Origin of the sequence: Halobellus captivus, from assembly GCF_007655485.1 — an archaeon.
Classification (GTDB): domain Archaea; phylum Halobacteriota; class Halobacteria; order Halobacteriales; family Haloferacaceae; genus Haloquadratum; species Haloquadratum captivum.
In genome coordinates this window covers 155,272-176,378 of sequence record NZ_VJXQ01000005.1, presented here as the reverse complement: position 1 = coordinate 176,378, position 21,107 = coordinate 155,272, and the positions used below count along the sequence as shown (strand labels likewise).

The window sequence follows — 21,107 nt, the reverse complement described above, 5'->3', positions numbered from 1 at the left end:
GGTTTGGTACGGTCGTTATGATCCGTACGAATCACATCTAAAGGACAGATTGGTATTGATAATTTAGCAGGGGGTGGGTAAAGCCGGAGGTTATGAGATCGCAGCGATACCGAGAACCCGAGGGACGTCTGCTTTTAGAAACCGGATATGCTGCGAGGATTGGATGGTAGAACGAGCTGCTCACCCAGTCTAATCAGTACGACGCTGAAGCGCGTACTCGGCGGCTGCAGATCCGGCTATTCGACCCGTTGCCAACCCAAGTGAATATCCTAAGTGGTAGTAACTGTGCGTCGACGGTCGACCGACCTCGACACCAGCAGCGTAGAGCCCCAGAATCGGTTCACGCATCCATTCTTTCTCGTGAGTCGGCTCCAGATCAAGTGTGCTCGTCGAACGCGCCCGTCCGAGTACGCGTGCGCGCTCGTCAATATCAAGCCCACCACGCACAAGAACCAGTCCTGGTCGGACACCAACCGCATAAAATGGCGGCTCATCAATCGGGGCCAGAAGATTCGTGCGCCGCGGTTCAAGCGAATCAGCGGTATCCGTTCGCATCGCCTCATTGAATTCTGTGATCGTTTCGACTGCGCGCTGTCCGTGGACCCCAACTGCACTAAGTTTGTCACCAAGTGCTTCGATCGAATCCGCTTCTAACACCGGTGCCCCAAGTTTTCTGGCTTGTTCAAGGCGGGAACCGTTAGTTGGGGCATCCGAGAGCTGGTTCGTCTTTGTGTCATACAGTTCTTGATCGATTATGAGGAACACGTCACCATCCGGTTTCTCGATCAGGTCATTAATGAAACTCACAGAGCCAGATTCATACTTGGCCTCGTTTGTGAACCGCTTTCCAGTACTGTCAATCGCAATTCCCTCTGTCTCATACATTTGCGCCGCACGAAGGTCATCATATCCGATTTCGGCAGGTCTTCCGGGCATACTGTGACCGACCGGGTCGGTCAGGCCCTTGGTCGTCTTCGCCCCGAGTTTTTGTGCGGCGAGGAACCCATCTCCAGTCGACCAGTATTGGCGAGTCAACAGTATGTCTGCGTTGCCAAAGTACCGCTCAACAAGTTCTTCATTGCCCACAATCCCACCGGTCGCTAATATCACGCTCGGCGTCTCGATAGTAATTCGCCCGCTTTCGCTATTGTATGCGTGGACGCCGTCTACTTCTCCCGCAGTGTTTGTGCTGATCTCTTCCAGCGGCGTTTCCAGATAAATATCACCGCCCTTCGATTCGATTATCGCTCTCATTCCAGTGATGAACTCTTCTGGTTCGATACTACCGACCCGTTTGATATGCTTCATCAGCCACTGGTGTTGCGGCTCGTGAACCGGAATACCAATCTCTTCTAACCAACTGAGGCTATCCTCAATTGGTTCGTGAGCCTCAATTGCGGGGTCGGCATCGTTATCGACTGCAAACGTCCCGCCGGTGACTGGTAACGTGCCACCGAGCCGATGTCCTTTTTCAAGCAGTGTTACCGTTGCACCCACTTCCAATGCACGAACTGTTGAGACGAGTCCGGCGAGCCCCGATCCAGCGACTACAACGTCGCTCTGAATTGAATCAGTCGACATATTCCTGGTTGAAACGGGTGTCACCACTCTGTGAACGACGACGGCAACTCATTCTAGATCGTTCGAGGGGGTGACAGAGATTCACTATCTCCCCTGTGGTTCGTACCGCTCCCGATGCAATCGGTAATGGCATACTCTTCGTGGAACAGCTATCAGTATATTCCTTTCGTTGCTAGAGAGAAGCGATTCTCCGCCTCGGAATCCAAACTATGTGAATACACGTTCAGCAATAGGGGCAACAGAGAATTCGAGATCATTCGATAGACGCAATGGTTTTGCTAGCAGGAGCACTATTCGCGGAAACAAAACTGGGCTGAAATTCTAATAATCAGAATATAGTGCTTTTATGAATGATTGAAACACCGGTATCCAAGCTTATTGTTCGTCGAAATATCTCTATTCTGTTTATTAGAATTAGTTATATCAAAGTGCGTTTGCTACGGAGGTAGATTCTAAATAATCGAAAGTATAAATACAAATGGAGTATATGGTCTGTATAGTATGAAAGAAAGCGATACAACAGATCAAAGGGCGAAAACAGTTGAAAAGGCATTCGACATTTTAGAATATCTGAAAGAGCAGAACGGAGCCAACCTTGATGAACTCACGGACCAGTTTCAGATGGCCAAAAGCACCGCTCATCGGTATGTCACCACGCTCGAACACCGAAAGTACGTCGTCAAGGAAGGGAACCAATACTACCCAAGCCTTCGTTTTGTGGATTTTGCTAGGTACGCGAGAAATCGCAAAACGGGGTATGCAGAAATCAAAGAAAAAGTAACTGCTCTCGCTGAAGAGACCGGCGAGCGGGTACAATTCCTCGTTGAAGAGCACGGAAAGGCCGTTTACGTCTACCGATCTACGGGACCACAAGCAATCCGTGCAGGTCCCCGGATTGGAGATAATACGTATCTACATACTGCAGCTGCCGGGAAAGCGATTCTAGCACAGCTGCCCAAGTATCGGGTCAACGAGATCGTTGATCGATACGGCCTTCCTGCGGTTACTGATCAAACTGTGACTGATCGCGACGAGCTCTTTGAGATATTATCATCGATTCGAGAGCGTGGATATAGCCTAAACGAACAAGAGAGCGTATCGGGACTCAACGCAGTTGGTGTCCATATTCCTGGCCCTAATAATGAGGTGCTTGGTGCTATCAGCGTGGCTGGCCCCTCCCATCGGATGAAAGGTGAGTGGTTCGACAACGAGCTTCCAGATCGGTTGCTTGGAATTGCTAACGAGCTTGAACTGAATCTTGGCTACTCGTAGCTTACATTCCCAACCAATTATATTACAAAGTTAACCTTGTAACGCATAAGTAGGGAGGATCCTAGTCTCAATTTTAAATAGTAACAGCATCACTCCGGTGAAGTCGTCGTTGAGCGCCGGAGCATCCTCATACAAGAGCGCCAGCACGAGGAAGTCCGTGTGATTCGCGAAGGATTCAACGAGTCTGTCTACAGCGGCCAGAATTGTTCGCAGAAGCAAGGTCCTATTGGTAGCAGCCTTACAGGTGAGAACCGTGACATCAGGAGGAATGTCCAACAGTTGTCGATACCGCCGTCATACACCACAGAGAAATGAGCGGATACAGCTAGTTGTTCGGAAGTTACAATTGCCCCGTTATTTAAGTACGACTATAAGATAGTTCAGCTCATTCCCGGAAGTTCAAATTAAAGTCACGTATGGAACCATTTCTAAATCTTCACGAAGTTGCGGTGTGGGATATCCATTTTATAGAATAGCTCCAGTGAATCAAAATAATTATAGAGTGATTATAAAACGAATTTTATATAAAAATTCCGAATAGAGAATGTAAATCCATTATTCAATCATTAAAGCCTTCTAACACATATAAATATATCTACTGGCTCTAGAATTAAACTATAATATAATATTTACTTATCTATTTTTATCACTACTAATATATTTTTGGCACACGGAAGGGTAATGATGTTGCTAAGTCCAGAAGATATTTAATCTCAATCGGCTCTGTTGAAATCCTCAGGGAGTTACAGGTTCGCTCGGTAGTTTGACCGGATGCAAGCCCTCCCAAAGTCGCGGTTACTCCGGTTTGTTGAGCAGGCATTTCACTTGGCTCGTCGAGCTGTCGCTCGCTACTCTTCGAAGTTCTCGAAACGACGGTACACACTTCATCAGCACATCGTTCTCTTGTGTCTCAAAGTGCGGAAGGACACAACCTATCGGACTCTCCTCGACGAACTCATCGAGATGCCCCGCATTCGGAAAGCGATTAACCTCACCGAAATCCCTGCGCCGTCAACGCTGTGCAAAGCGTTCGACAGGCTTGATATGGCCGTTTGGCGCGTCCTGCTCAACCTCTCGGTCACACTCCTCCCGACTAACGGTGTCGTCGGGATCGATGCCTACGGATTTGACCGGATTCACGCCTCGAAACACTACACGAAGCGAACGAAGTTGACGATTCAGCAGTTGAAAGTCACACTTCTCGTGGACACGAGAGCGAATGCCATCCTCGATCTCCACGTGACGACGACCAGAAAACACGACTCGAAGATCGCGCTGTCGCTCATCAAGCGGAATACCGGTAAAGTAGCGATTCTCCTCGACGACAAGGGATACGACGACCAGAAGCTTCGCGCGTTAGCCCGTGAAGATGGCATTCGTCCCCTGATCAAGCACCGAGAATTTTCGTCGCTCCACAAAGCGTGGAATACTCGGCTAGACGCCGACCTCTACGGGCAACGTAGTCAGAACGAGACGGTGAACTCTCGCCTGAAACGGAAATATGGCGCATTCATCCGCTCACGACGCTGGTGGAAGCAATTCTGTGAACTCGTTGTCGGCTGTCTCACTCACAACATCGAAAAGGCACTCTGAACGTTCAATAGAGAGGTGGGACTTTTCGGGTTACGGGGTGCCAGTACTTTGACGGCGAGCAATCGCCACCTGTACGAAATAGACAAGAACAGCCCCCATCGCGGCAAGTGTTCCTCCACCGAGAACTGTCGCAAGTGCGTGGAGTGGTCTAACGAGAAGGCCAGGGTCGGATGGGATGAACAGCGAGTAGTAAATCGGGATGAGGAACGGCGTGAGGATAATCGGGGCAAGGAAGAAAGTGACACCCACGAATCCACTCCACAGAAGCGGAGCCTGTATCTGATGGCGGATGGAGTGTCTATACACCAAAACTCCTGCAAGCACTCCAATACCCAGCGCTATCGGCGGGACAAGGGTATCCACGCCGGGGACGAGAGGATAGGGTGGAGACATACCCAATTATCGATGTACCCGTATTGTAGTCTTTCTGGAGAACGGTCCCGTGGTAGATATGTAGTCCTACCTAACGGCTGTTTCAGCGGAAAGGTATCGGACTAATAGGATTTCAACAGAGCCATCTTGAATTATTTATTTGAATGAGATAGATACACAGTTCAATACTACCCACCACGATTTTTTATCGCTCTCGTGAACGATCTCGATGAAGCTGTCGAACAGGCGTTTTACTTTTTGAGCAGCTTTATAATTCTCTTAGTTTACGCTCTATAGCCTGCCGTAACCTATCTTCGGAGATATTCTTCCTTCGATGAATTCTCGCGCCATTTCCTTATCGTACTCCGGATAGAACTGCACACAGTACGACGACTGGTTACTAAACCCGTGAAAGCACCTGTCGTTCGCTGCGAAGGGAGTAAATTCCGATGAATTACATCTACTCTGTCGAGAAGCGAGGTGAATGCAACGAACTGATTAGGGGTTTCCTCGATTAGCTGGCTCTCTCTGTCCGACCTTGCCGCTACGCGGGAAGCGCGGTGCTCGGCACAGTCCCATCGGTGTTCCAGTTCCGGACCTCATAGTACTCCTCGAGCGCATCTTTGAAGCCAGGCAAGTCGTCTGCGTAGGGGAGGCAATCGTCGCCGTCGTCGAAGCCACGCTGGTTGTTGAAGTGTCGTTCCAGAGTCACGGTCCGATCGCCCACCGCCAGCAGTTCTTCGAAGTCTGCGCCGAACAACATCTCGTAGCGCTCTGGTAACATATAGTCGCGCGAGAACTTACAGACGACCCCGCTGTCGTTGAGTGCCATCAGGTTCTCCCGCTCGACAAGGCGCTCGGCCTTCCCCTCAAACCCCCTGGGTTCCATCGCTTGGTCGCTGGGGACGAGCGGATACTCGACCGAGTAAAATGTCGCGTACATATGGTCTGCGCCGCGGTTCGCTACTGCATAGGAGAGTGCCTGTCCGTGGAGGACGCGTCCTTCGTGGGCGGCGAAGTCCATCCCCTTGACCGTCCAGTTTTCGACGCCGAACTCCTCGTGGGTCCGGTCGATCCCCTCTGCGAGGGTGTCGCCAACGCCGTCGCGGTGGGCGATCTTCTCGACGAGATCCCAGATGAGTTCTCGGTTACCGAACTCGTCTTCGGCCGCGAGGTACGAGGCGACTACATTGCCGGCGGAGATGGCGTCGAGGCCGTACTTGTCGCACAGTTTGTTCGATTTCATTACGTCCACGATGTCGTCGACGCCCGCATTCGAGCCGAACGCCATCGCCACCTCGAACTCAGGTCCCTCGGTTTCGATGCCGCGTTCTTCGTCTCTGGTCGGGAGCTTACACGCAAACGCACACGCCGAACAGCTTCCTTTCTTGTACTTCTTTTCGGCCACCGCAGTACCGTTGATCCCTTCTACCCCCTCGAACGACTGTTCGGAGAAGTAATACGACGGCAGGCCGTTTACCTCGTTCGCGAGGTCCATTACTGCGACCGTCCCCTGCTGTTTCATCACGTGGTCGTCGGTCGCGGCCTCGCGGTGAATCTCCATCTGTCCGGCTGGGATCTCTATTTCGGGCGGTGAGTCGCCGTCGAAGGTGACCGCTTTGACGTTTTTCGTGCCGAGGACGGCACCGAGGCCACCGCGACCGAAGGCCCGTTCTTCGGTCGTCATAATCGAGGCGAACCGAACCTTATGTTCGCCGGCCGGCCCGATGCACGCGACGTGATCCGCGTCGAGGCCGTGCGCCTCACGGATGTGCGTGCACGTCTCGGGAACAGTGGCACCCACCAGATCAGGCACTGGATCGAACTCGACACTCTCGTCGCTCACGTGGACGATGAGGAGTTCATCGCTTTCGCCGGCGAACTCGATGGCGCTGTAGCCTGTGTCCGCGAAATGTCGCGACATAAATCCGCCTGCGTTCGACGAGAGTAGCCCGTCGGTCAGCGGTGAAACCGCGGTGGCGTTCATCCGTCCCGTGAAGCTCATCTGCGACGCTTGCATTGGCCCCGTGGCAAACAGGAGACGGTTCTCGACGCCGAGGGGATCGGCGTCGAATGGGATGCGGTCGTGGGCGAGCTTCGTCCCCACGCCCCTCCCGCCGATGTACGATTCGAGAACGTCGTCAATCTCTTCTGTATGTGTATCCCGCGCTGTGAGATCCACAGATAGCAGTGGTCCAGTGCTATGCAGCATTAACCAAACGATGACTTCCGTAGTAATAAAAGTTCTACAACGTGATATTGTTCAGATTAGCTGATTGAATCAGATGGCGAATGCTTGGAGCTACGTGTTGGTGGTTTTCGGTTCAGCGTGTCTAAAGGGGTGGCAAACGACTCAGTTTGCCGTTTGAGTTTTTGAAGACCGTCTGACGGCGTTCTGATTCCCGTGAGTGCCATACTGGGTCGACTGCAACAAACAGCCAGTAGCACTGGTCATTCACTCGACCCCCCATCTCATCAACCGCAACATAATTTGGATTTGGATTATAACCTATTGTGGGCCCTATATTGGTCTTCTGAAGCAGTTGTGAACGGTTGATCGACTTCAATACCCGAGCTCATGAGGGCAGAGAAAGCGTACCACAGCGATAAGCCCGCCAAATGGAGCAGGATACTCAATCTCACTGCTGACTCGGGTGTCGCCTCTCGCTCCACAAGCCCTCACTCCGGGAAACCGTTACACTCAGAGAGACGGTCCAGTTCTCGGATAGATACCAAACGACTACGACCGGCCTCACTTTTCGATCTTATCTGAATATTGCTGGTGTAGGTCCGAGAATTAGATAAAAAGATTATAATTGCAATTTGAATATTTTGTTTGAGGCAATAGCACAGATCGCGAGGATGAGGAGGAGAACAACCAAGCCATAAGCAATACCCCAACCAAATATATCTGCAGTCCATCCTGTAACAACACTTCCGAGAGCACCGAGGAAGATGTAGATACTTCGAGCCAGCCCAAATTCGGTTCCTTGCTTTGATTTGGGGATAATATCAAAATATCTCGCTTGAACAATCCCCGGCCAACTTATACCAATCCCGAGCAGTACTATGGCAACAATTAGTGTAATCTGATGATTGGAAGTAAGCAGTATGCTAAATCCAATACTGGATAATATGGCGCTGACTACAAGGAGGAGGTCCCGAGAGTAGGAATCAGACAAATTCCCCATCACCGGCTGGCTTGCAGTTGAGAGAAGAAAAATTACACCAAATGAGATGGCTGCCGAATTAGCGGTCATAGAGTGAAATTCTATTAAAAACGTCGGGAAAAATGAGATAAATGCTTGGAATACGAATCCGAATAGGATAGCAATTATCGTTGTAAAGGCAATACTGGAACGGGAGAGGAATTCAGTGATAACTGAAAGGTTGATTTCTTTTCTAAAATTTTGGTTTGGACGAATTGGTGTCGTCGACTGGAGTGAAACCACTATGACGAAGAGAACCAGGACCGCGATGATACCAGCTAAAGCCAAGGCGATTCGCCACCCGTATATAGAACTGACCCAAGCTGCAACAGCTGGTATGATTAGGCCGGCCGCTGCACCACCCGCTGTTAAAGCACCAAGAGCAACCCCGGTGTTGTCAAAATGTTTTGATAAATAGGATGCCGCAACTGGATAAAACAAACCCGTGCCAGCCCCGAGTGAGACGGCGAAAATACCAAAAATTGCGAATGAGGGAGACATTGCAAGAAGGAAGCTCCCAAGGGCAGAAAGACCTATGGCCGCTATAATTACAGAACGCTGACCGAAACGATCCCCGAGGAGTCCGCTTGGAAACTGCATAACGGCGTAAGTTGCCCACATTACAGTTAGGACCAACCCAATACTACCCTTCGAAATTTCAAACGTAGATATTATATCTGGTACTAACGGACTAATAATGAGTCGTGAGCCTATCTGACTAAATTGAGCCAGGACTGCAGTAATCAAAACAACATATCGATATTCAATTTTCACCGTCATAAAAATGCTAAAATAAGTATGCACGCTAGGTGTTGAAGGAACAATCAAATCTCTAAAAGAAAAGGTTTTCCGTTTGGAGAGGACCGTACAGCAGTTTTTTTGGCTCAACAAACTTATTGGGGTCGGCATTAAACGGGCTTTGAGAGATGATAGAAATAGACTACAAGGGCGATGCTGCGTGGATTACCATAGACCGCCCGTCGAAAGCAAATGCAATTGATGTTGAAGGTTGGTATGAATTGAAATCTGCACTGATTGAAGCGGAAAATCGCGCGCGAGTTATTGTATTAACCGGAGTAGATAACTACTTCTCGTCAGGCGATGACCAATCAATTAGCCAGAATCTTGAAAATGCCGACGATATTGAAGAGTTTGGGGGACTCTTTGCAGATGTCTTAATTGAACATATTGAAGGAAATCAAGTTCCAGTAATTGCTGCAGTCAACGGATATGCATATGGTGCAGGCCTCGAAATCGTCGTTGCTGCTGACTTAGCAGTTGCTGTAAAAGATGCCACGTTTTGTCTCCCCGAAACAGATATTGGTGGGTGGCCACCTTTTGCTTGCCGTCGTATCCCACAGCTTGGGGGTAGAAAACAAGGAATGGAAGCAATCTTACTAGCCGAACCATTCGATGCCGAGACAGCATATGAATGGGGAATTGTAAACCGGGTCGTCGATCAAGATAGATTAAGACAGACTGTAGAAGAATTTATAAACCAGGTTGTGGATTCCCCCCGCCGTTCAATTAAGTATGCTAAGAGGGTCGCCACGCCAAAGCGGCAAGAGACGAACGAACGTGATGCACTAATCGGTGGATTCGCATTCCGACACCTTTCCCAAGAGCGGCACGAGGGAGCGGACTCCGTTGTGACTGATCGAGACCCCGAATATAAATAAACCAAATTTCGGGCTCTGGTAGATCACTAAACGGCGTTGGTTTCAACCGTTAGAACTTGGAAGATGAAAGCGGAAATCGGCGAAGATCTATGTCGAATCTCCCGCTTTACGAGCAAAGCGGTCACGTTAGTTAAAATGCTGTTGGTGACCGAGGCACAGTCGCCGCTCCCGAAGGGAGTGGCGGCTTTGCCGACTACACCCTCGTCTCGCTGCACTGTCTGCGGGTTTACCTTGATGAATCGGACCGCAATGCACTCGATCTGCTGAGTGAGATGTCGCATATTCTCGGGGAGATCGGCTCTTTGAGGTCGATTTCCCAGACCACTCGACGCTGGTAAAGGCGTTTGATCGGTTCGAGATGAAAGTCTGGCGAGTACTACTGCGCCGACAGGCGCAGCTGCACGATTCCTCGGGTCACACTGACATCGGCGCCACGTTCTTCGACCGCGAAAACGCCAGCAAACACTACTGCCGCCGGATAAATTACGCGTTCAAACACTCAAATCGACTGCTCTCGTTGACACACAAAGTCAAGCCATCCTTGACGTTCACTGTACGACCGAGAAAACACACGACACAAAGCTTGGCTGGCAGGTCGCCTTCCGCAACGCAGGCTACCTGACCTGCCTCGATGCTGACAAAGGCTACGGCTCGAATTTACGCGAGAAACTGCGTGAAGAGGACGTGCGACCGCTGATTAAGCATCACATCTGCCGGCCCATTGACCACGCGCATAACGCGCGGGTCGATGGGCCTCGATACCGCCAGAGATCGATGTGTGAGACCATCTTCTCGTCGATCAAGCGCACGCACGGCGTTGCCGTGCGTGCGCGAAAGTGGTACCGCAAATTTCGTGAACTCGTCGTAAAATGTGTCGTTCACAACATCAAGCGAGCAGTGAAAACGTGAAATCAAGCGCCGTCTGGCGATTCACTAGAGCCAAATTTCGTTACCCGAGCGGCCAATAAGTGCTTATTGTTCCGTCTGCTCTCCCGAAGGGAGGGCTACGGTTACCTCACAAACCAACACTGTAGACTCATTCTGATTTTGTGCAAAGACGTCCACATCCGCATAATTCCGTCCGCCGTCCTCAGAGATATCCACGATCTCCCCACTCACGGTTATGGTATCCCCTGGCCAGACACGATCAATAAATCGAGCCTTGAAGCGCCGTATTCTATGGAGTGAAAACCAATCCGTCACCATGTGTGATGCAAATCCCATTACAAGCATTCCTTGAGCGTAAACGGCTGGATCACCCCGTTCTTCTGTAACAAAATTTTCATCAAGGTGGTTCCGGCTGAAGTCTCCGCTAGCGCCTGCGTAACGAGCAAAGTCCATCCGGTCGACATTCTCTACGGTTACTTGAGGACCTTTATCTCCAACTTCGACATCATCAACTGTCGGGAAATATTTATAGGTATCAGTCATTTTGATTGCCCTCCTCGATTCCATCGGCAGTCTCAATCAAGGTGGTTCTCTCAGTTGCTACATGATCGCCCGATTCATCTTGGAACGCCGTCTCAAACGTTGCAAAGGTCATAGTTCCACCACGCGATCCCTCCTTTTGGGATATATCTTTAAAAGTAGTGATACCAGTCAAGGTATCTCCAACGTAGATCGGGCGTTCAAAACGGTATTCTTGTTCACCGTGGACACTGCGGGACGGATCAAAGCCAAGATTAAAAGCATGCCTGCCCTCGAATCCGACCTTCATCCCCTCCGGCCTGTAACGAGGGAATGACGCGACTCGAAGATAGGTTAAGGGGACGGGTATTTTTTCATAACCTTGTTCCCTCGCCGCCTGCTCAGATCGGAAGACTAGATTGTCATCTTTGATGGCTCGTGCGAATTCCTCAACCTTTCCAGCTTCAATATTGAAATCCACCACAGTCTTTTTTGATTTGCCTACCTGTTCTTTCAGTTCTCCAATAGGGCGTTCTGGCATTTTGTCTCACACCGACAGTACTCTATTCAGAGTGGCACAACCACTTATACTGTTTGGACAGCGATACCACTGTAGAACCGATTGTACGTTCAGGTGCAAGTATACCACATAGTGTTTGATGTCAGCCAATCTAAAGACTCCCAGATATCCATTGATCAGCTTCTGCGCTCAGACTCCCTTTATCTACTTTACCAGTACCAACGAGTGGTAGATCCGAACGGAAGAAAACCCGGCGAGGATGTGCATATGCTGGGCCATGATCGATACAATACTGACGAATCGCATCTTCCGAAATTTCTTCGTCAGTCACGACGAACGCTACCGGCGCTTCTCCTTTTACTTTATGTGAAACCCCGATGACAGCTGCGTCGGTTACAGCAGAATGAGTTTGAAGTAGATTCTCAACCTCCGCAGGATAGACATTCTCACCGCCGACAATTATCAGGTCATCTAATCGACCAACGATATAATGAAACCCTTGCTCGTCCTTTCGAGCCAAATCCTTCGTGTGCAGGTACACATCCCCCTCTCGAGTTTCAATGGCTTCCGCTGTGGCTTCTGGTCGGTTGTGGTACTCTCCTATTCCTGGGCTAGAAACAATTAGTTCACCGACAGTCCCCGCTTCAACTTCTTTCCCAGTTTCAGGATTAATTATCTTCGTTACCACTCCGGGGAGTGAATGACCCGAACTCCCAACCACGCGGGGGCCCCACCGGCAAGGAAGAGTTATTACTGGTCCGCCTTCGGTTAGCCCATAGGCTTCGCCAAGGGGGGCATCGAACGTATCCCTAAATTCCTCAGCGAGGGATATTGGTAAGTTTGCCCCACCAGAAATTGCCCAATCGATGGTTGATACGTCATGGGATTGGAGGGCTTCGGTTTCATCTAATAGTAACTTGAACATTGCGGGTACACCCCGAAGATAGGTAACTTCGTATTCCTCAATAGCCTGTATCATACGTTTAGCATCGAATGACCGCATCAATACAATGCTCCCTCCCGCAGCTAGGAATGGTTTAATCGCCCCTATCATCGCGTTTTTGTGGTATAACGGACCAGCCACTAAAGCACGATCTTGATCGGAAAAAAAGTGGACCTTCTTTATCATTTCTGTGTTCCACGCCAATCCATAGTGAGATAAAACGATCCCCTTCGGGTTTCCTGTTGATCCACTAGTATACGATTGTAGGGCGGGATCATCCGGTTCCATAGGCTCTGGCGAGAGGGTTGTCTGGGCTTTATCTATGGCTTCTGAGAAAGAGGTAGTAACTATATCAGTTGAAAATTCACTTATAGACTCTCCAGAAACTGCTACTTTCTCGATGTTCTTTGCGTTCTCCGAGATTTCTAGGGCATCTTGAATTACAGGTGAGTCGCCAAAAGTTATCAGGTGAGTTGCACCACAGTCTTCAATTACAAATTTCAGTGTCTGAGATGGAAGTTCAATATTGACAGGAACGGGAACAGCGCCAATCCGGATGCCTCCGAACACAGTGGAGATGAAATCCACGCGGTTGGAGCCGAATATGGCTACTCGATCGCCCTTCTTGACCCCAATATCGGCTAAAGCATTGCCAGCAGCAGCAATCCGTTCGGTGAGTTCTTTATAATTTAGAATGGCATCTGTAGTATTATCGATGATTGCTGGACCCCCTAGATTTAGTTGAGCAGGATCATCATAGAGCGTAGCATAGTTCATCGAATCCGGTGGTAAAGGAGGCATTGACAGTAGCATTGTCTTGGTCCAATCAAATAGCTTGTGTCTTTACCTCAGGTCGTGTTTAGTTAAGCGTCAGAGTAATATTCCACTTAGGGAGCTTGTACGGCCGATAATTCTCAGGCAGTCTGAGTTTTCGGTAACAGTTAGTAACTTAGTCAGCGTCAAACTACGAACGGAAAGCTGACGGTGAAACTGCTCGAAACCTCACGAATCAGATGCTACGCAAAATGGTTACTCACAGTATTAACTAAACACGACCTTACCTCAGTTGGTAATATTTTAGGGAGTTAGATGCTGTCAGTCGTTTAAGAAGCAACTTGCTGCGAGGAGAAAACTTCCTTGACCATACGAAGTGGTCCCAAGAGGGCTGTTTGCGCTCGCGGGGGGTTTCGAAACTCTACGAACTGCCCCCTCTTCATTTACCACATCAGTACAGACATCCATCGCGCGAGAAGCAGCTTCCTCATACCGTGTTCCCTCAAGGAACCCTTCCTGCAACCCTTTCTTTAGAGTATATACGAACATAAGGGTCCCAGATGATTCAAGAGAAGTACGGGAATCATCAAGAATCAAGTGCCAGAACCCGCTGTCATCTTGTAAATCAATTATTGCGTCCATCGTCTCTTCGAGGATATGAACTATACGCTCCCTTGCTCGATGGTCTTGGGGCAATGCCCGAATCGTTTCCATCAAACCCATCGTCGCCCAACCATTGCCCCTCGACCAGAAGGGCCCTCCGGGGTAGGTGTTCGGGGTCTCTCGCCAGATGTGGCGGAATAGGCCCGCGTGATCGTCTCTCAGATGTTTTGTATGTACATCAACTTGTTTTACAGCTTCATCGATTGGCACCGATGAGTCCGTGATGAGTCCAAATCGGACAAAGAACGGACAGAGGAAGTAGAGAGGTTCTGTGAACAATTCAACCCATTCATCACGGCGTGAAATACCGCCATCTGAGGTACGGTCCACGGTTTCGAAATAATCATACTGACGAGATACAGCATCTAGGTATCGTTCATCCCCAGACATTTCATAAAAATCCAAGGCATTAGTTGCTAAAACCGCTGCATTGGTGGTCGGATTGTACTCCTCTACATCGTAGTCTGCCCGGCGTGCCCATTCTCCTGGAGAATCGCCCCAACCATATGCGAATTGCCCATCGCTCGTCTGGGTATCAATTGCCCGATCAACTAATTGCCGAGAAACGTCAGTGTGGTAGTCCGTTGCCATCAAACCACTTATCGCAACAGACTTTTCCCACCGTTCGCTTTCCATATCCCGTTGGATTGTGTAGTCAGCGACATTCTGAACGACGTCTTCGAGTGATTTAGACATCCTATCAGAGTGCATGTCTATCACCACCAAATATCTTTGCTCGGGGGCGCGCTTGCGTGAAGGTTGTTCCCGTTATTTTATGATGGGTGGGCGAGAAGAGGCGCCCGTATGCCAAAAGCACTAGAAGGTGTAACTATCGCAGATTTCACCCAGTTAATGCAAGGGGGTTTTGCCTCGCAGAAGCTTGCCGACTTTGGGGCAGATGTAATCAAAATCGAGCCCCCACAGGGAGAGTATCTACGCTCTACACCCGCGTGTGGTGAAATGTATAAGGACGAGAGTATCAAGTTCCTTGCCCTCAATCGAAACAAACGTAGTTTGGCGTTAGATCTCAAAACAGAGGAAGGCTATCAGATCGCGGTTGAGATCATTGAAGACGCAGATGTACTAATGGAGAATTTCCGCTCGGGGACAATGGCTAAATTAGGGCTCTCGTATGAGGAGGTCCAAGAGATAAATCCAAATATCGTCTATGTATCCGGAACTGGGTTCGGTGGTGACGGACCGTACGCTGATAGGCCGGGACAAGACTTACTCATCCAGGCGATGGCCGGTCTAACGACACAGACAGGAGAACGTGACGACCCTCCAACACCTGCGGGGACCTATGTACCAGATCAGCACTCGGCAAATCTCCTTGCACTTCATACCGTCATCGCATTGTTCCACCGCGAGCGTACCGGTGAGGGTCAAAGGGTTGAAGGTAACTTGTTGAACTCGATGATCGACGGTATGAATCAGACATACTCAGTATATCTAAACCAGGACAATGAATACGAGCGAAGCGAGGAAGGCATCGCTAACGTCAGCGCGCCCGCCCCGTACGGCATTTATGAAACATCTGACGGCTATGTAGCGATTTCTCATACACCGCTCAACGTCTTAGATGAAGTGCTTGACGTTGACCTGTCGGAGTACCAAACAGAGAAAGAAGCGTATGATAAGCGCGATGAAATTAAGCGTATTATTGAGAAACAGACCAGGAAGGAACCTTCCCAAGAAATTGTCAACAAGTTACGCGAAAAAGATGTTTGGGTCGGGGAAGTAAACACCCTGCGTGAAGCTGCTACTCATCCACAAGTTGAACATAATGATATGATAGTTGAAGTGGAGCATCCAGAAGTAGGCGAGTATAAAACACCGGGGGTACCTGTTGACTTGTCGAAAACACCGGGTGAGGTCGATTCGGCACCCCCACTGCTTGGAGAACATTCTAAGCAGATCCTCACAGAGTTGGGTTATTCATCGGATAAAATCGTGGAGTTAGTAGATGAAGGAGTGATTGTTACTCCCGAGTAGCCGCACCGATAAAAACGTATTCGGTAATGTTCTCTATCCGCGGATCCTGAATCCAGTCACCATCCGAGCTAAGATACCTATTAGAATAATCGCAATTGTTGCATAAAAGGCTGCTGCAGGGTTGTAACCCAGGTCATATGCTAATGCAAATAGAATCGATAATATGACAATTCCGAAGATAAGAATGCCAACTGTTCGGGTGAACTTCTGCCTCACTTTTGTCATTGTAGCCATAGACATTATCAATCAGTGATCGTCTTAATCATTGTTCTGTATGTTTTAGTCGGGGAATGTTAGAGTAGTCGCTCTCCGGATTCCTTGAATAACCAGATTTTATCGATATCCATATCGACTTGAATTGTATCTCTGTCCTGGGGAATCACACCTGCATCAACCACCGCAACCAGTTCACGGTCTCCAGCTGTAAGGTACACTGCATCACGTGACCCGTGCGGCTCAACAACCTGTATGTCTGCCTCGAAAATACCGTCCTCGCCGAGTTCCAAGTGCTCAGGGCGCACACCTAGGTCTACACGCCCTTCGTACCCATTAATCTGGTCAGCAAGATCGGGGGGAAGCTCCAACTCGAAGAACCCACTACTGATGGATATACCATCACGGCCCGCCTCAAGGGTACACGGCATCAGATTGGTGGAGGGAGATCCAATAAATTGAGCGACAAAGTGATTTGCAGGCTCGTTGTATATCTCATATGGCGAACCAATCTGTTGAATCCTCCCATCATTCATCACCACAATCTTGTCACCCAAAGTCATCGCTTCTTCTTGGTCATGCGTGACAAAAATCATAGATTTATTTAGCTTTTGCTGTAATTTCTTCACCTCAATCCGCATACGGTCCCTGAGGTTAGCATCAAGCGCAGAGAACGGTTCATCCAGCAGAAACGCCGACGGATCCATAACCATCGCCCTCCCAAGACTCACGCGCTGCTGTTGGCCACCCGAGAGGGCGGACGGTTGCCGGTCAAGGAGTTCTTCGATCCCAAGCATCTGAGCTACCTCACGTACTTTTTCTTCTTTCTCACTACCACTGAGCGACGTTTTCATATCCAATCCAAATTGGATGTTTTGCCTCACAGTCATATGGGGAAAGAGAGTAATATCCTGGAATACAAATGCGACATCCCGGTCTTTCGGTTTGAGATGAGTTACCTCCCGTCCTTGAATCTCAACATGACCCGAGTCAGGGATTTCCAAGCCCGCGATACATCGCAACGTCGTTGTTTTTCCGCACCCAGATGGGCCCACGAACACAACGAATTCATCCTCATTGATCGATAGGTTGATGTCCTGGCAAGCTACGATACTCCCGTCATCGAATGTCTTTCGCATATCTTCAATCAGGACATGGGTAGAGGGGCTCGATTTCGACTGCTTGTCTGTTTCCTGCGCGGCCTTAGGTGGCATATACCATAGACAAGTAGACCAGCCGCATAATAGTTTTCCTTGATCGACCGATGGGCCAAAATTCACCGAACAGTAATCGTTGCGGACAAACCGTGATCGGGGATTATGTGATATTGAATGCTTGGCCGAGGTAGCTACGGGCGAACAAGTACAAGACGGTTGGTGGTGTCCCGAGGACGAGAGTGATCGCCATAAGGCGGCCCCAGTAGACATTCCCAGAAGTGCCTTGTGTGAGCAAGAAAAGTTCAACAATAGCTGGGCGGGGCCCTTGGCCGGAGGTAAGCATATTCGCAAATAGGAATTCATTCCAACCAATCAAAAATGCGAGGAATGCAACTGCTACAACTGCGGGCATTGCTATGGGGAGGACGACTCTGACGAAGGCAGTGAATTCAGTACACCCATAAATTTGAGCAGCTTCTTCGAGATTTTGGGGAAGTTTCTCGAAGTAATCGCGGAGAATATAGATCATAAACGGGATCACAAAGACCTGCAAGGCGAGCCACATCCCAATCACAGTATTGTATAGCTTAATTTCAAACCAGATGTCTGTGATAGGGGCAATTAGGAGGATGTGTGGAAACAGCAAGGAGACGAATAAGGCGTAATAGATTATGTCTTTTCCGGGAAACTCCTTTCTCCCGAATACGTACGCTCCAGGTACCGCAATGAGCATCGAAACGATAGTTGTGCCCGATGCAATCAACAGGCTATTCTTGAGCGGTTCGACAAGGAACCGAAGGGCTTGTTCCCATGCTTCGAGCGAGGGGTTCTTGGGTATCAGATAAACTCCAGATGTAAAGAACTCTTCTGGAGGCCTGAAGGAAACCGATATTACAAACGCGAGGGGGATCAATATGGTCCCTAACAGGCCGAATAGCGTGAGGTACCGTAGTAGAGTGAACGCGTAATCGCTTGCTTTTACTGTGTTGTGTGTCATTTATTTCAACTCCGTTTGTTGGCTCCGGCGGTTTTCTCGAATGAACACTACGATGAAGACGGACGTTAACAGTAGGAGGAAGATTCCAACTGCAAAGGATAATCCCATACGGCCGTTATCCGAAGCGAAGCGGTATAGGAGAATCCCCAAGACAGATGTATCATACCCTGGGCCACCACCAGTCATCTGAAGTGGTTGAGCAACCTTCGAAAGGTTCCATATGGTTCGCAGGGTAACCGCAACGATGATGGCGCTCTTGAGTTGTGGTAGTGTTACCTTGAGGAATCGCTGGACTCGATTTGCACCATAGATTTTTGCTGCTTCGTAGTGCTCTTCCGGAATACTTTGTAAGGTAGCGAGGATAATTATGAACATAAAGGGCCAAAATGTCCATGCACCAACTAAGGTAATTACGGTGATGGCCAAGTCGCCACTAGATCTCCAGAATAGACCATTTTCTAGGAGGCCGTAATCAGTCAATGCAGTCAAGATCGGGCCAAAGTTTGGATCAAGCAGGTAGAGCCATACCGTTCCAGAGACCACTGGCGGCAGTGTATATGGCAGGAGAAATAGGCTACTAGTAAAATTTTTAAACCATTTCTGGTTGACAATCAAAAGCGCTGCAACCAGGGCAATTACTAATTGTAACACTGTTGAAAGCCCATAGATGATTGTTGCCTTTATTGATATGTAGAATGTATCCCACCCGAGTAAGAATTCGTAATTATCGAAGCCAATAAACGTGCGTTCACCGACTACTGGCCACTCATGCAGACTCATCCAGATACCCCGGGTGAATGGTAGCCATAGGATTAACAGTAACGCGAGCATAGTGGGAAGGACCAGTAAGTATGCAAGCCAGTGTTCGCTTAGTCCATCTCGTCCCCTCTGAACCCACTCGTGTTCAACTAGACCTTGTGATGTGTCAGTACTCATAAAAGGTATTCATTGTCTATTTGTTTGTTAGTCTTTCTCACCATACAGACAAATGGAGAAGGTTAGAGAATAGTGTTGCGGAATTCCTCGGCTGCGTCTTTGCAAGCTTGCTCAGGAGTGAGATCTCCCTGTAGCACCTTCTGCATATGTGGAGTGGGGGACACCATTGCCGGGCGCTGTTTCGGATGGAAGCTCCACGCCACGTCTATCTCTTCTGCCATAGTGAACAGCGACTCCGAGAAGTGGTGGCTGTCCTCTCCCTCGACTTGATCAGAAGCGTCGTCCCAGACATCGTCACGGACAGGAAGGTACCCGTAATTCTGCTGCAGGCTCCGCTGGAAATCTTTTGAAAGGAGTTTCTCGACGAACTGAACTGCTGCCCGTTCTTTGGGCGCCCATTCTTCCTGGCTAGTTTGTTCTGGCTTCCGGGTGATCGCCATGGTTGCAAGAAGGAAAGTTCCCCGCTGACCGGATGGTTCGTTATACATCGGACCCCATTGAAGTGTTCCATCCATCATCATATCTCTCGCCTGTTCCATAAACGAGGGATGATTTGCTGGGGCGACTTGTGTCATACTTAATTCCCCTTGGCGCATTAGAGCAACCGCAGTCTCATCGTTCGCATTTACCGTCCCACCCGAACTCAGGCCGTGTTTGGTGTATATTTCGGACCAGTTTTTGATGTTCTGTACCCAGGTATCGTTGTCAATATTCGTATCATCCGCGGCTTCATTTAAGAATGCGCCATCTGTTCCGCCAAGCGCAATAGCCATCGGATTGGATACTTCTAGCCAATCGGACGCAGTACCCCAGATCTGGAATCCATACTCCCCAGGCCCATCCTCTTGCAGGGTGGTCGCAACTTCGATCAAATGTTCATAGTTCTTAGGTGGGAAGTCCTCTTCGGGGTCTAGTCCGGCTTCCTCAAAGTGGTCAATTCTGGCGATGAATGGGTTCTTTGGTTCGAATCCGAAGGGGATCCCCATAATGCCCTCGTCATACATCCGGGATGCATGTTCGATTACAGGAAGAATCCACTCGATACCATCGAGCGTTTCCTGGCTGAAATTGTCTTTGTACTCCGAGAAGGGTTTGATCCAGCCCCCATCCATATACTTACCGTCAATATGGGAGAATCCAGTGATAATATTCGGGTAGTCACCACGTTGGAAGGCGTTTATCCATTTGGATCCAGCGGAGTTACCTACTGAATCGTAATTGACCCGAAGGTTCGCCCCAGTTCCCGACTCAAATTCTTCAACTAGTCCTTGAACTGATTGACGCGCGGCCTCTGATTGGGAATGATGGACGTCCCAATATTCAAAGTTAACACCACTGATATCATCCGGGTTATCTGAGGTTGTAGTGTCCTGACCACCACTACCACCACCGTTACTGCCATCTGTGGTAGTCGTGGTGTTTGTATCACTCCCACCACACCCTGCAAGGGAGGTTGCCAGTCCGGCTGCCCCGGCAAACTTCAAGAATTTTCTTCTACCGGAGCTTGACGATACTCTATCTACGTCGCTGGTTTGATTGGATTCTTTCATATTCGTTGGTCTGGTTGGTCAAAGTGGGTATGCCAGATTTTGGCAGTCCAACACGACAAACCGTTACTATTGCCACTTCTTATAGTTTTTGGTCTGCTCAATAGTCGTGTTTAGTTAAGGATGAAGAGAAAGGTGGGATGATTTTTGGTGCTAATTGCCAGAAATCGCCCGCCTCATCGGATGTATGGACTGGATTAATTTGCATTTTGTGGAGTGACAGCGGACACGCGCGTATGCGATGAAGCC

General features: G+C 49.3%; 17 protein-coding genes and 2 pseudogenes. 6 read left to right on the top strand and 13 right to left on the bottom strand.

Annotation, left to right across the window (positions count from 1 at the left end):
- Nucleotides 1-189 precede the first annotated feature (189 nt).
- On the bottom strand, nt 190-1,581 hold the full coding sequence (locus FJT57_RS13410; protein WP_144906057.1) for an FAD-binding protein: 1,392 nt from the start codon (nt 1,579-1,581) through the stop codon (nt 190-192).
- A gap of 501 nt (nt 1,582-2,082) precedes the next feature.
- Between FJT57_RS13410 and FJT57_RS13405 the strand changes: the two genes are divergently transcribed.
- Nucleotides 2,083-2,853: an IclR family transcriptional regulator gene (locus FJT57_RS13405; RefSeq protein WP_144906055.1), complete on the top strand. Its 771-nt coding sequence runs from the start codon at nt 2,083-2,085 to the stop codon at nt 2,851-2,853.
- 771 nt (nt 2,854-3,624) lie between these two features.
- Nucleotides 3,625-4,446: an IS5 family transposase gene (locus tag FJT57_RS13400; protein WP_144906053.1), complete on the top strand. Its 822-nt coding sequence runs from the start codon at nt 3,625-3,627 to the stop codon at nt 4,444-4,446.
- Between the two features lie 30 nt (nt 4,447-4,476).
- Here the strand turns inward: FJT57_RS13400 and FJT57_RS13395 are convergent, their stop codons facing one another.
- From FJT57_RS13395 to FJT57_RS13385, 3 genes are all read right to left on the bottom strand, one after another.
- Entirely contained in the window at nt 4,477-4,839 is a 363-nt protein-coding gene (locus tag FJT57_RS13395) for a hypothetical protein (RefSeq protein ID WP_144906051.1), read from the bottom strand.
- Between the two features lie 523 nt (nt 4,840-5,362).
- Nucleotides 5,363-7,030: an aldehyde ferredoxin oxidoreductase family protein gene (locus FJT57_RS13390; RefSeq protein WP_144906049.1), complete on the bottom strand. Its 1,668-nt coding sequence runs from the start codon at nt 7,028-7,030 to the stop codon at nt 5,363-5,365.
- 598 nt (nt 7,031-7,628) lie between these two features.
- Nucleotides 7,629-8,807, bottom strand: a complete 1,179-nt coding sequence (locus tag FJT57_RS13385) for an MFS transporter (protein WP_162524359.1) — start codon at nt 8,805-8,807, stop codon at nt 7,629-7,631.
- Nucleotides 8,808-8,953: 146 nt separating this feature from the next.
- On the opposite strand from FJT57_RS13385, the gene FJT57_RS13380 reads away from it, so the two are divergent.
- Both FJT57_RS13380 and FJT57_RS13375 read left to right on the top strand, forming a co-directional pair.
- Entirely contained in the window at nt 8,954-9,706 is a 753-nt protein-coding gene (locus FJT57_RS13380) for an enoyl-CoA hydratase/isomerase family protein (RefSeq protein ID WP_144906045.1), read from the top strand.
- Nucleotides 9,707-9,769: 63 nt separating this feature from the next.
- Nucleotides 9,770-10,615 (top strand): annotated as a pseudogene (locus tag FJT57_RS13375) (IS5 family transposase).
- Between the two features lie 63 nt (nt 10,616-10,678).
- Here FJT57_RS13375 and FJT57_RS13370 read toward each other — a convergent pair.
- From FJT57_RS13370 to FJT57_RS13355, 4 genes are all read right to left on the bottom strand, one after another.
- Nucleotides 10,679-11,137, bottom strand: a complete 459-nt coding sequence (locus FJT57_RS13370; protein ID WP_162524358.1) for a MaoC family dehydratase — start codon at nt 11,135-11,137, stop codon at nt 10,679-10,681.
- Complete coding sequence (locus FJT57_RS13365; protein ID WP_144906041.1) at nt 11,130-11,654, bottom strand: FAS1-like dehydratase domain-containing protein; 525 nt, start codon at nt 11,652-11,654, stop codon at nt 11,130-11,132. The genes FJT57_RS13370 and FJT57_RS13365 overlap by 8 nt, the downstream gene beginning before the upstream one ends.
- 130 nt (nt 11,655-11,784) lie before the next feature.
- Nucleotides 11,785-13,353, bottom strand: a complete 1,569-nt coding sequence (locus FJT57_RS13360; RefSeq protein WP_162524357.1) for a class I adenylate-forming enzyme family protein — start codon at nt 13,351-13,353, stop codon at nt 11,785-11,787.
- A 318-nt stretch (nt 13,354-13,671) separates the two neighbouring features.
- Nucleotides 13,672-14,709: a glycoside hydrolase family 88 protein gene (locus FJT57_RS13355; protein WP_162524356.1), complete on the bottom strand. Its 1,038-nt coding sequence runs from the start codon at nt 14,707-14,709 to the stop codon at nt 13,672-13,674.
- A gap of 108 nt (nt 14,710-14,817) precedes the next feature.
- On the opposite strand from FJT57_RS13355, the gene FJT57_RS13350 reads away from it, so the two are divergent.
- Nucleotides 14,818-16,008, top strand: coding sequence for a CaiB/BaiF CoA transferase family protein (locus tag FJT57_RS13350; RefSeq protein ID WP_144906035.1), 1,191 nt, complete (start codon nt 14,818-14,820; stop codon nt 16,006-16,008).
- 33 nt (nt 16,009-16,041) lie between these two features.
- Here FJT57_RS13350 and FJT57_RS13345 read toward each other — a convergent pair whose 3' ends face one another.
- The 5 genes from FJT57_RS13345 to FJT57_RS13325 form a co-directional block, all read right to left on the bottom strand.
- Entirely contained in the window at nt 16,042-16,242 is a 201-nt protein-coding gene (locus FJT57_RS13345) for a hypothetical protein (protein ID WP_144906033.1), read from the bottom strand.
- 59 nt (nt 16,243-16,301) lie between these two features.
- Entirely contained in the window at nt 16,302-17,435 is a 1,134-nt protein-coding gene (locus tag FJT57_RS13340) for an ABC transporter ATP-binding protein (protein ID WP_144906031.1), read from the bottom strand.
- 103 nt (nt 17,436-17,538) lie between these two features.
- A complete protein-coding gene (locus tag FJT57_RS13335) occupies nt 17,539-18,375 on the bottom strand; it encodes a carbohydrate ABC transporter permease (RefSeq protein ID WP_144906029.1) in 837 nt (278 codons plus the stop codon).
- Nucleotides 18,376-19,311: a carbohydrate ABC transporter permease gene (locus FJT57_RS13330; RefSeq protein WP_144906027.1), complete on the bottom strand. Its 936-nt coding sequence runs from the start codon at nt 19,309-19,311 to the stop codon at nt 18,376-18,378.
- A 62-nt stretch (nt 19,312-19,373) separates the two neighbouring features.
- Nucleotides 19,374-20,861 (bottom strand): ABC transporter substrate-binding protein, encoded by a 1,488-nt coding sequence (locus FJT57_RS13325; RefSeq protein WP_144906025.1) that lies wholly within the window; start codon nt 20,859-20,861, stop codon nt 19,374-19,376.
- Nucleotides 20,862-21,015: 154 nt separating this feature from the next.
- Here FJT57_RS13325 and FJT57_RS17010 point away from each other — a divergent pair.
- Nucleotides 21,016-21,107, top strand: a pseudogene (locus FJT57_RS17010) (IS6 family transposase); the annotation flags it as partial.

Bases quoted from the DNA above. Each gene is read 5' to 3' on its own strand.
- FJT57_RS13410 (WP_144906057.1), bottom strand. From the start codon at position 1,581: ATGTCGACTGATTCAATTCAGAGCGACGTTGTAGTCGCTGGATCGGGG.
- FJT57_RS13405 (WP_144906055.1), top strand. From the start codon at position 2,083: ATGAAAGAAAGCGATACAACAGATCAAAGGGCGAAAACAGTTGAAAAG.
- FJT57_RS13400 (WP_144906053.1), top strand. From the start codon at position 3,625: ATGCAAGCCCTCCCAAAGTCGCGGTTACTCCGGTTTGTTGAGCAGGCA.
- FJT57_RS13395 (WP_144906051.1), bottom strand. From the start codon at position 4,839: ATGTCTCCACCCTATCCTCTCGTCCCCGGCGTGGATACCCTTGTCCCG.
- FJT57_RS13390 (WP_144906049.1), bottom strand. From the start codon at position 7,030: ATGCTGCATAGCACTGGACCACTGCTATCTGTGGATCTCACAGCGCGG.
- FJT57_RS13385 (WP_162524359.1), bottom strand. From the start codon at position 8,807: ATGACGGTGAAAATTGAATATCGATATGTTGTTTTGATTACTGCAGTC.
- FJT57_RS13380 (WP_144906045.1), top strand. From the start codon at position 8,954: ATGATAGAAATAGACTACAAGGGCGATGCTGCGTGGATTACCATAGAC.
- FJT57_RS13370 (WP_162524358.1), bottom strand. From the start codon at position 11,137: ATGACTGATACCTATAAATATTTCCCGACAGTTGATGATGTCGAAGTT.
- FJT57_RS13365 (WP_144906041.1), bottom strand. From the start codon at position 11,654: ATGCCAGAACGCCCTATTGGAGAACTGAAAGAACAGGTAGGCAAATCA.
- FJT57_RS13360 (WP_162524357.1), bottom strand. From the start codon at position 13,353: ATGAACTATGCTACGCTCTATGATGATCCTGCTCAACTAAATCTAGGG.
- FJT57_RS13355 (WP_162524356.1), bottom strand. From the start codon at position 14,709: ATGTCTAAATCACTCGAAGACGTCGTTCAGAATGTCGCTGACTACACA.
- FJT57_RS13350 (WP_144906035.1), top strand. From the start codon at position 14,818: ATGCCAAAAGCACTAGAAGGTGTAACTATCGCAGATTTCACCCAGTTA.
- FJT57_RS13345 (WP_144906033.1), bottom strand. From the start codon at position 16,242: ATGGCTACAATGACAAAAGTGAGGCAGAAGTTCACCCGAACAGTTGGC.
- FJT57_RS13340 (WP_144906031.1), bottom strand. From the start codon at position 17,435: ATGCCACCTAAGGCCGCGCAGGAAACAGACAAGCAGTCGAAATCGAGC.
- FJT57_RS13335 (WP_144906029.1), bottom strand. From the start codon at position 18,375: ATGACACACAACACAGTAAAAGCAAGCGATTACGCGTTCACTCTACTA.
- FJT57_RS13330 (WP_144906027.1), bottom strand. From the start codon at position 19,311: ATGAGTACTGACACATCACAAGGTCTAGTTGAACACGAGTGGGTTCAG.
- FJT57_RS13325 (WP_144906025.1), bottom strand. From the start codon at position 20,861: ATGAAAGAATCCAATCAAACCAGCGACGTAGATAGAGTATCGTCAAGC.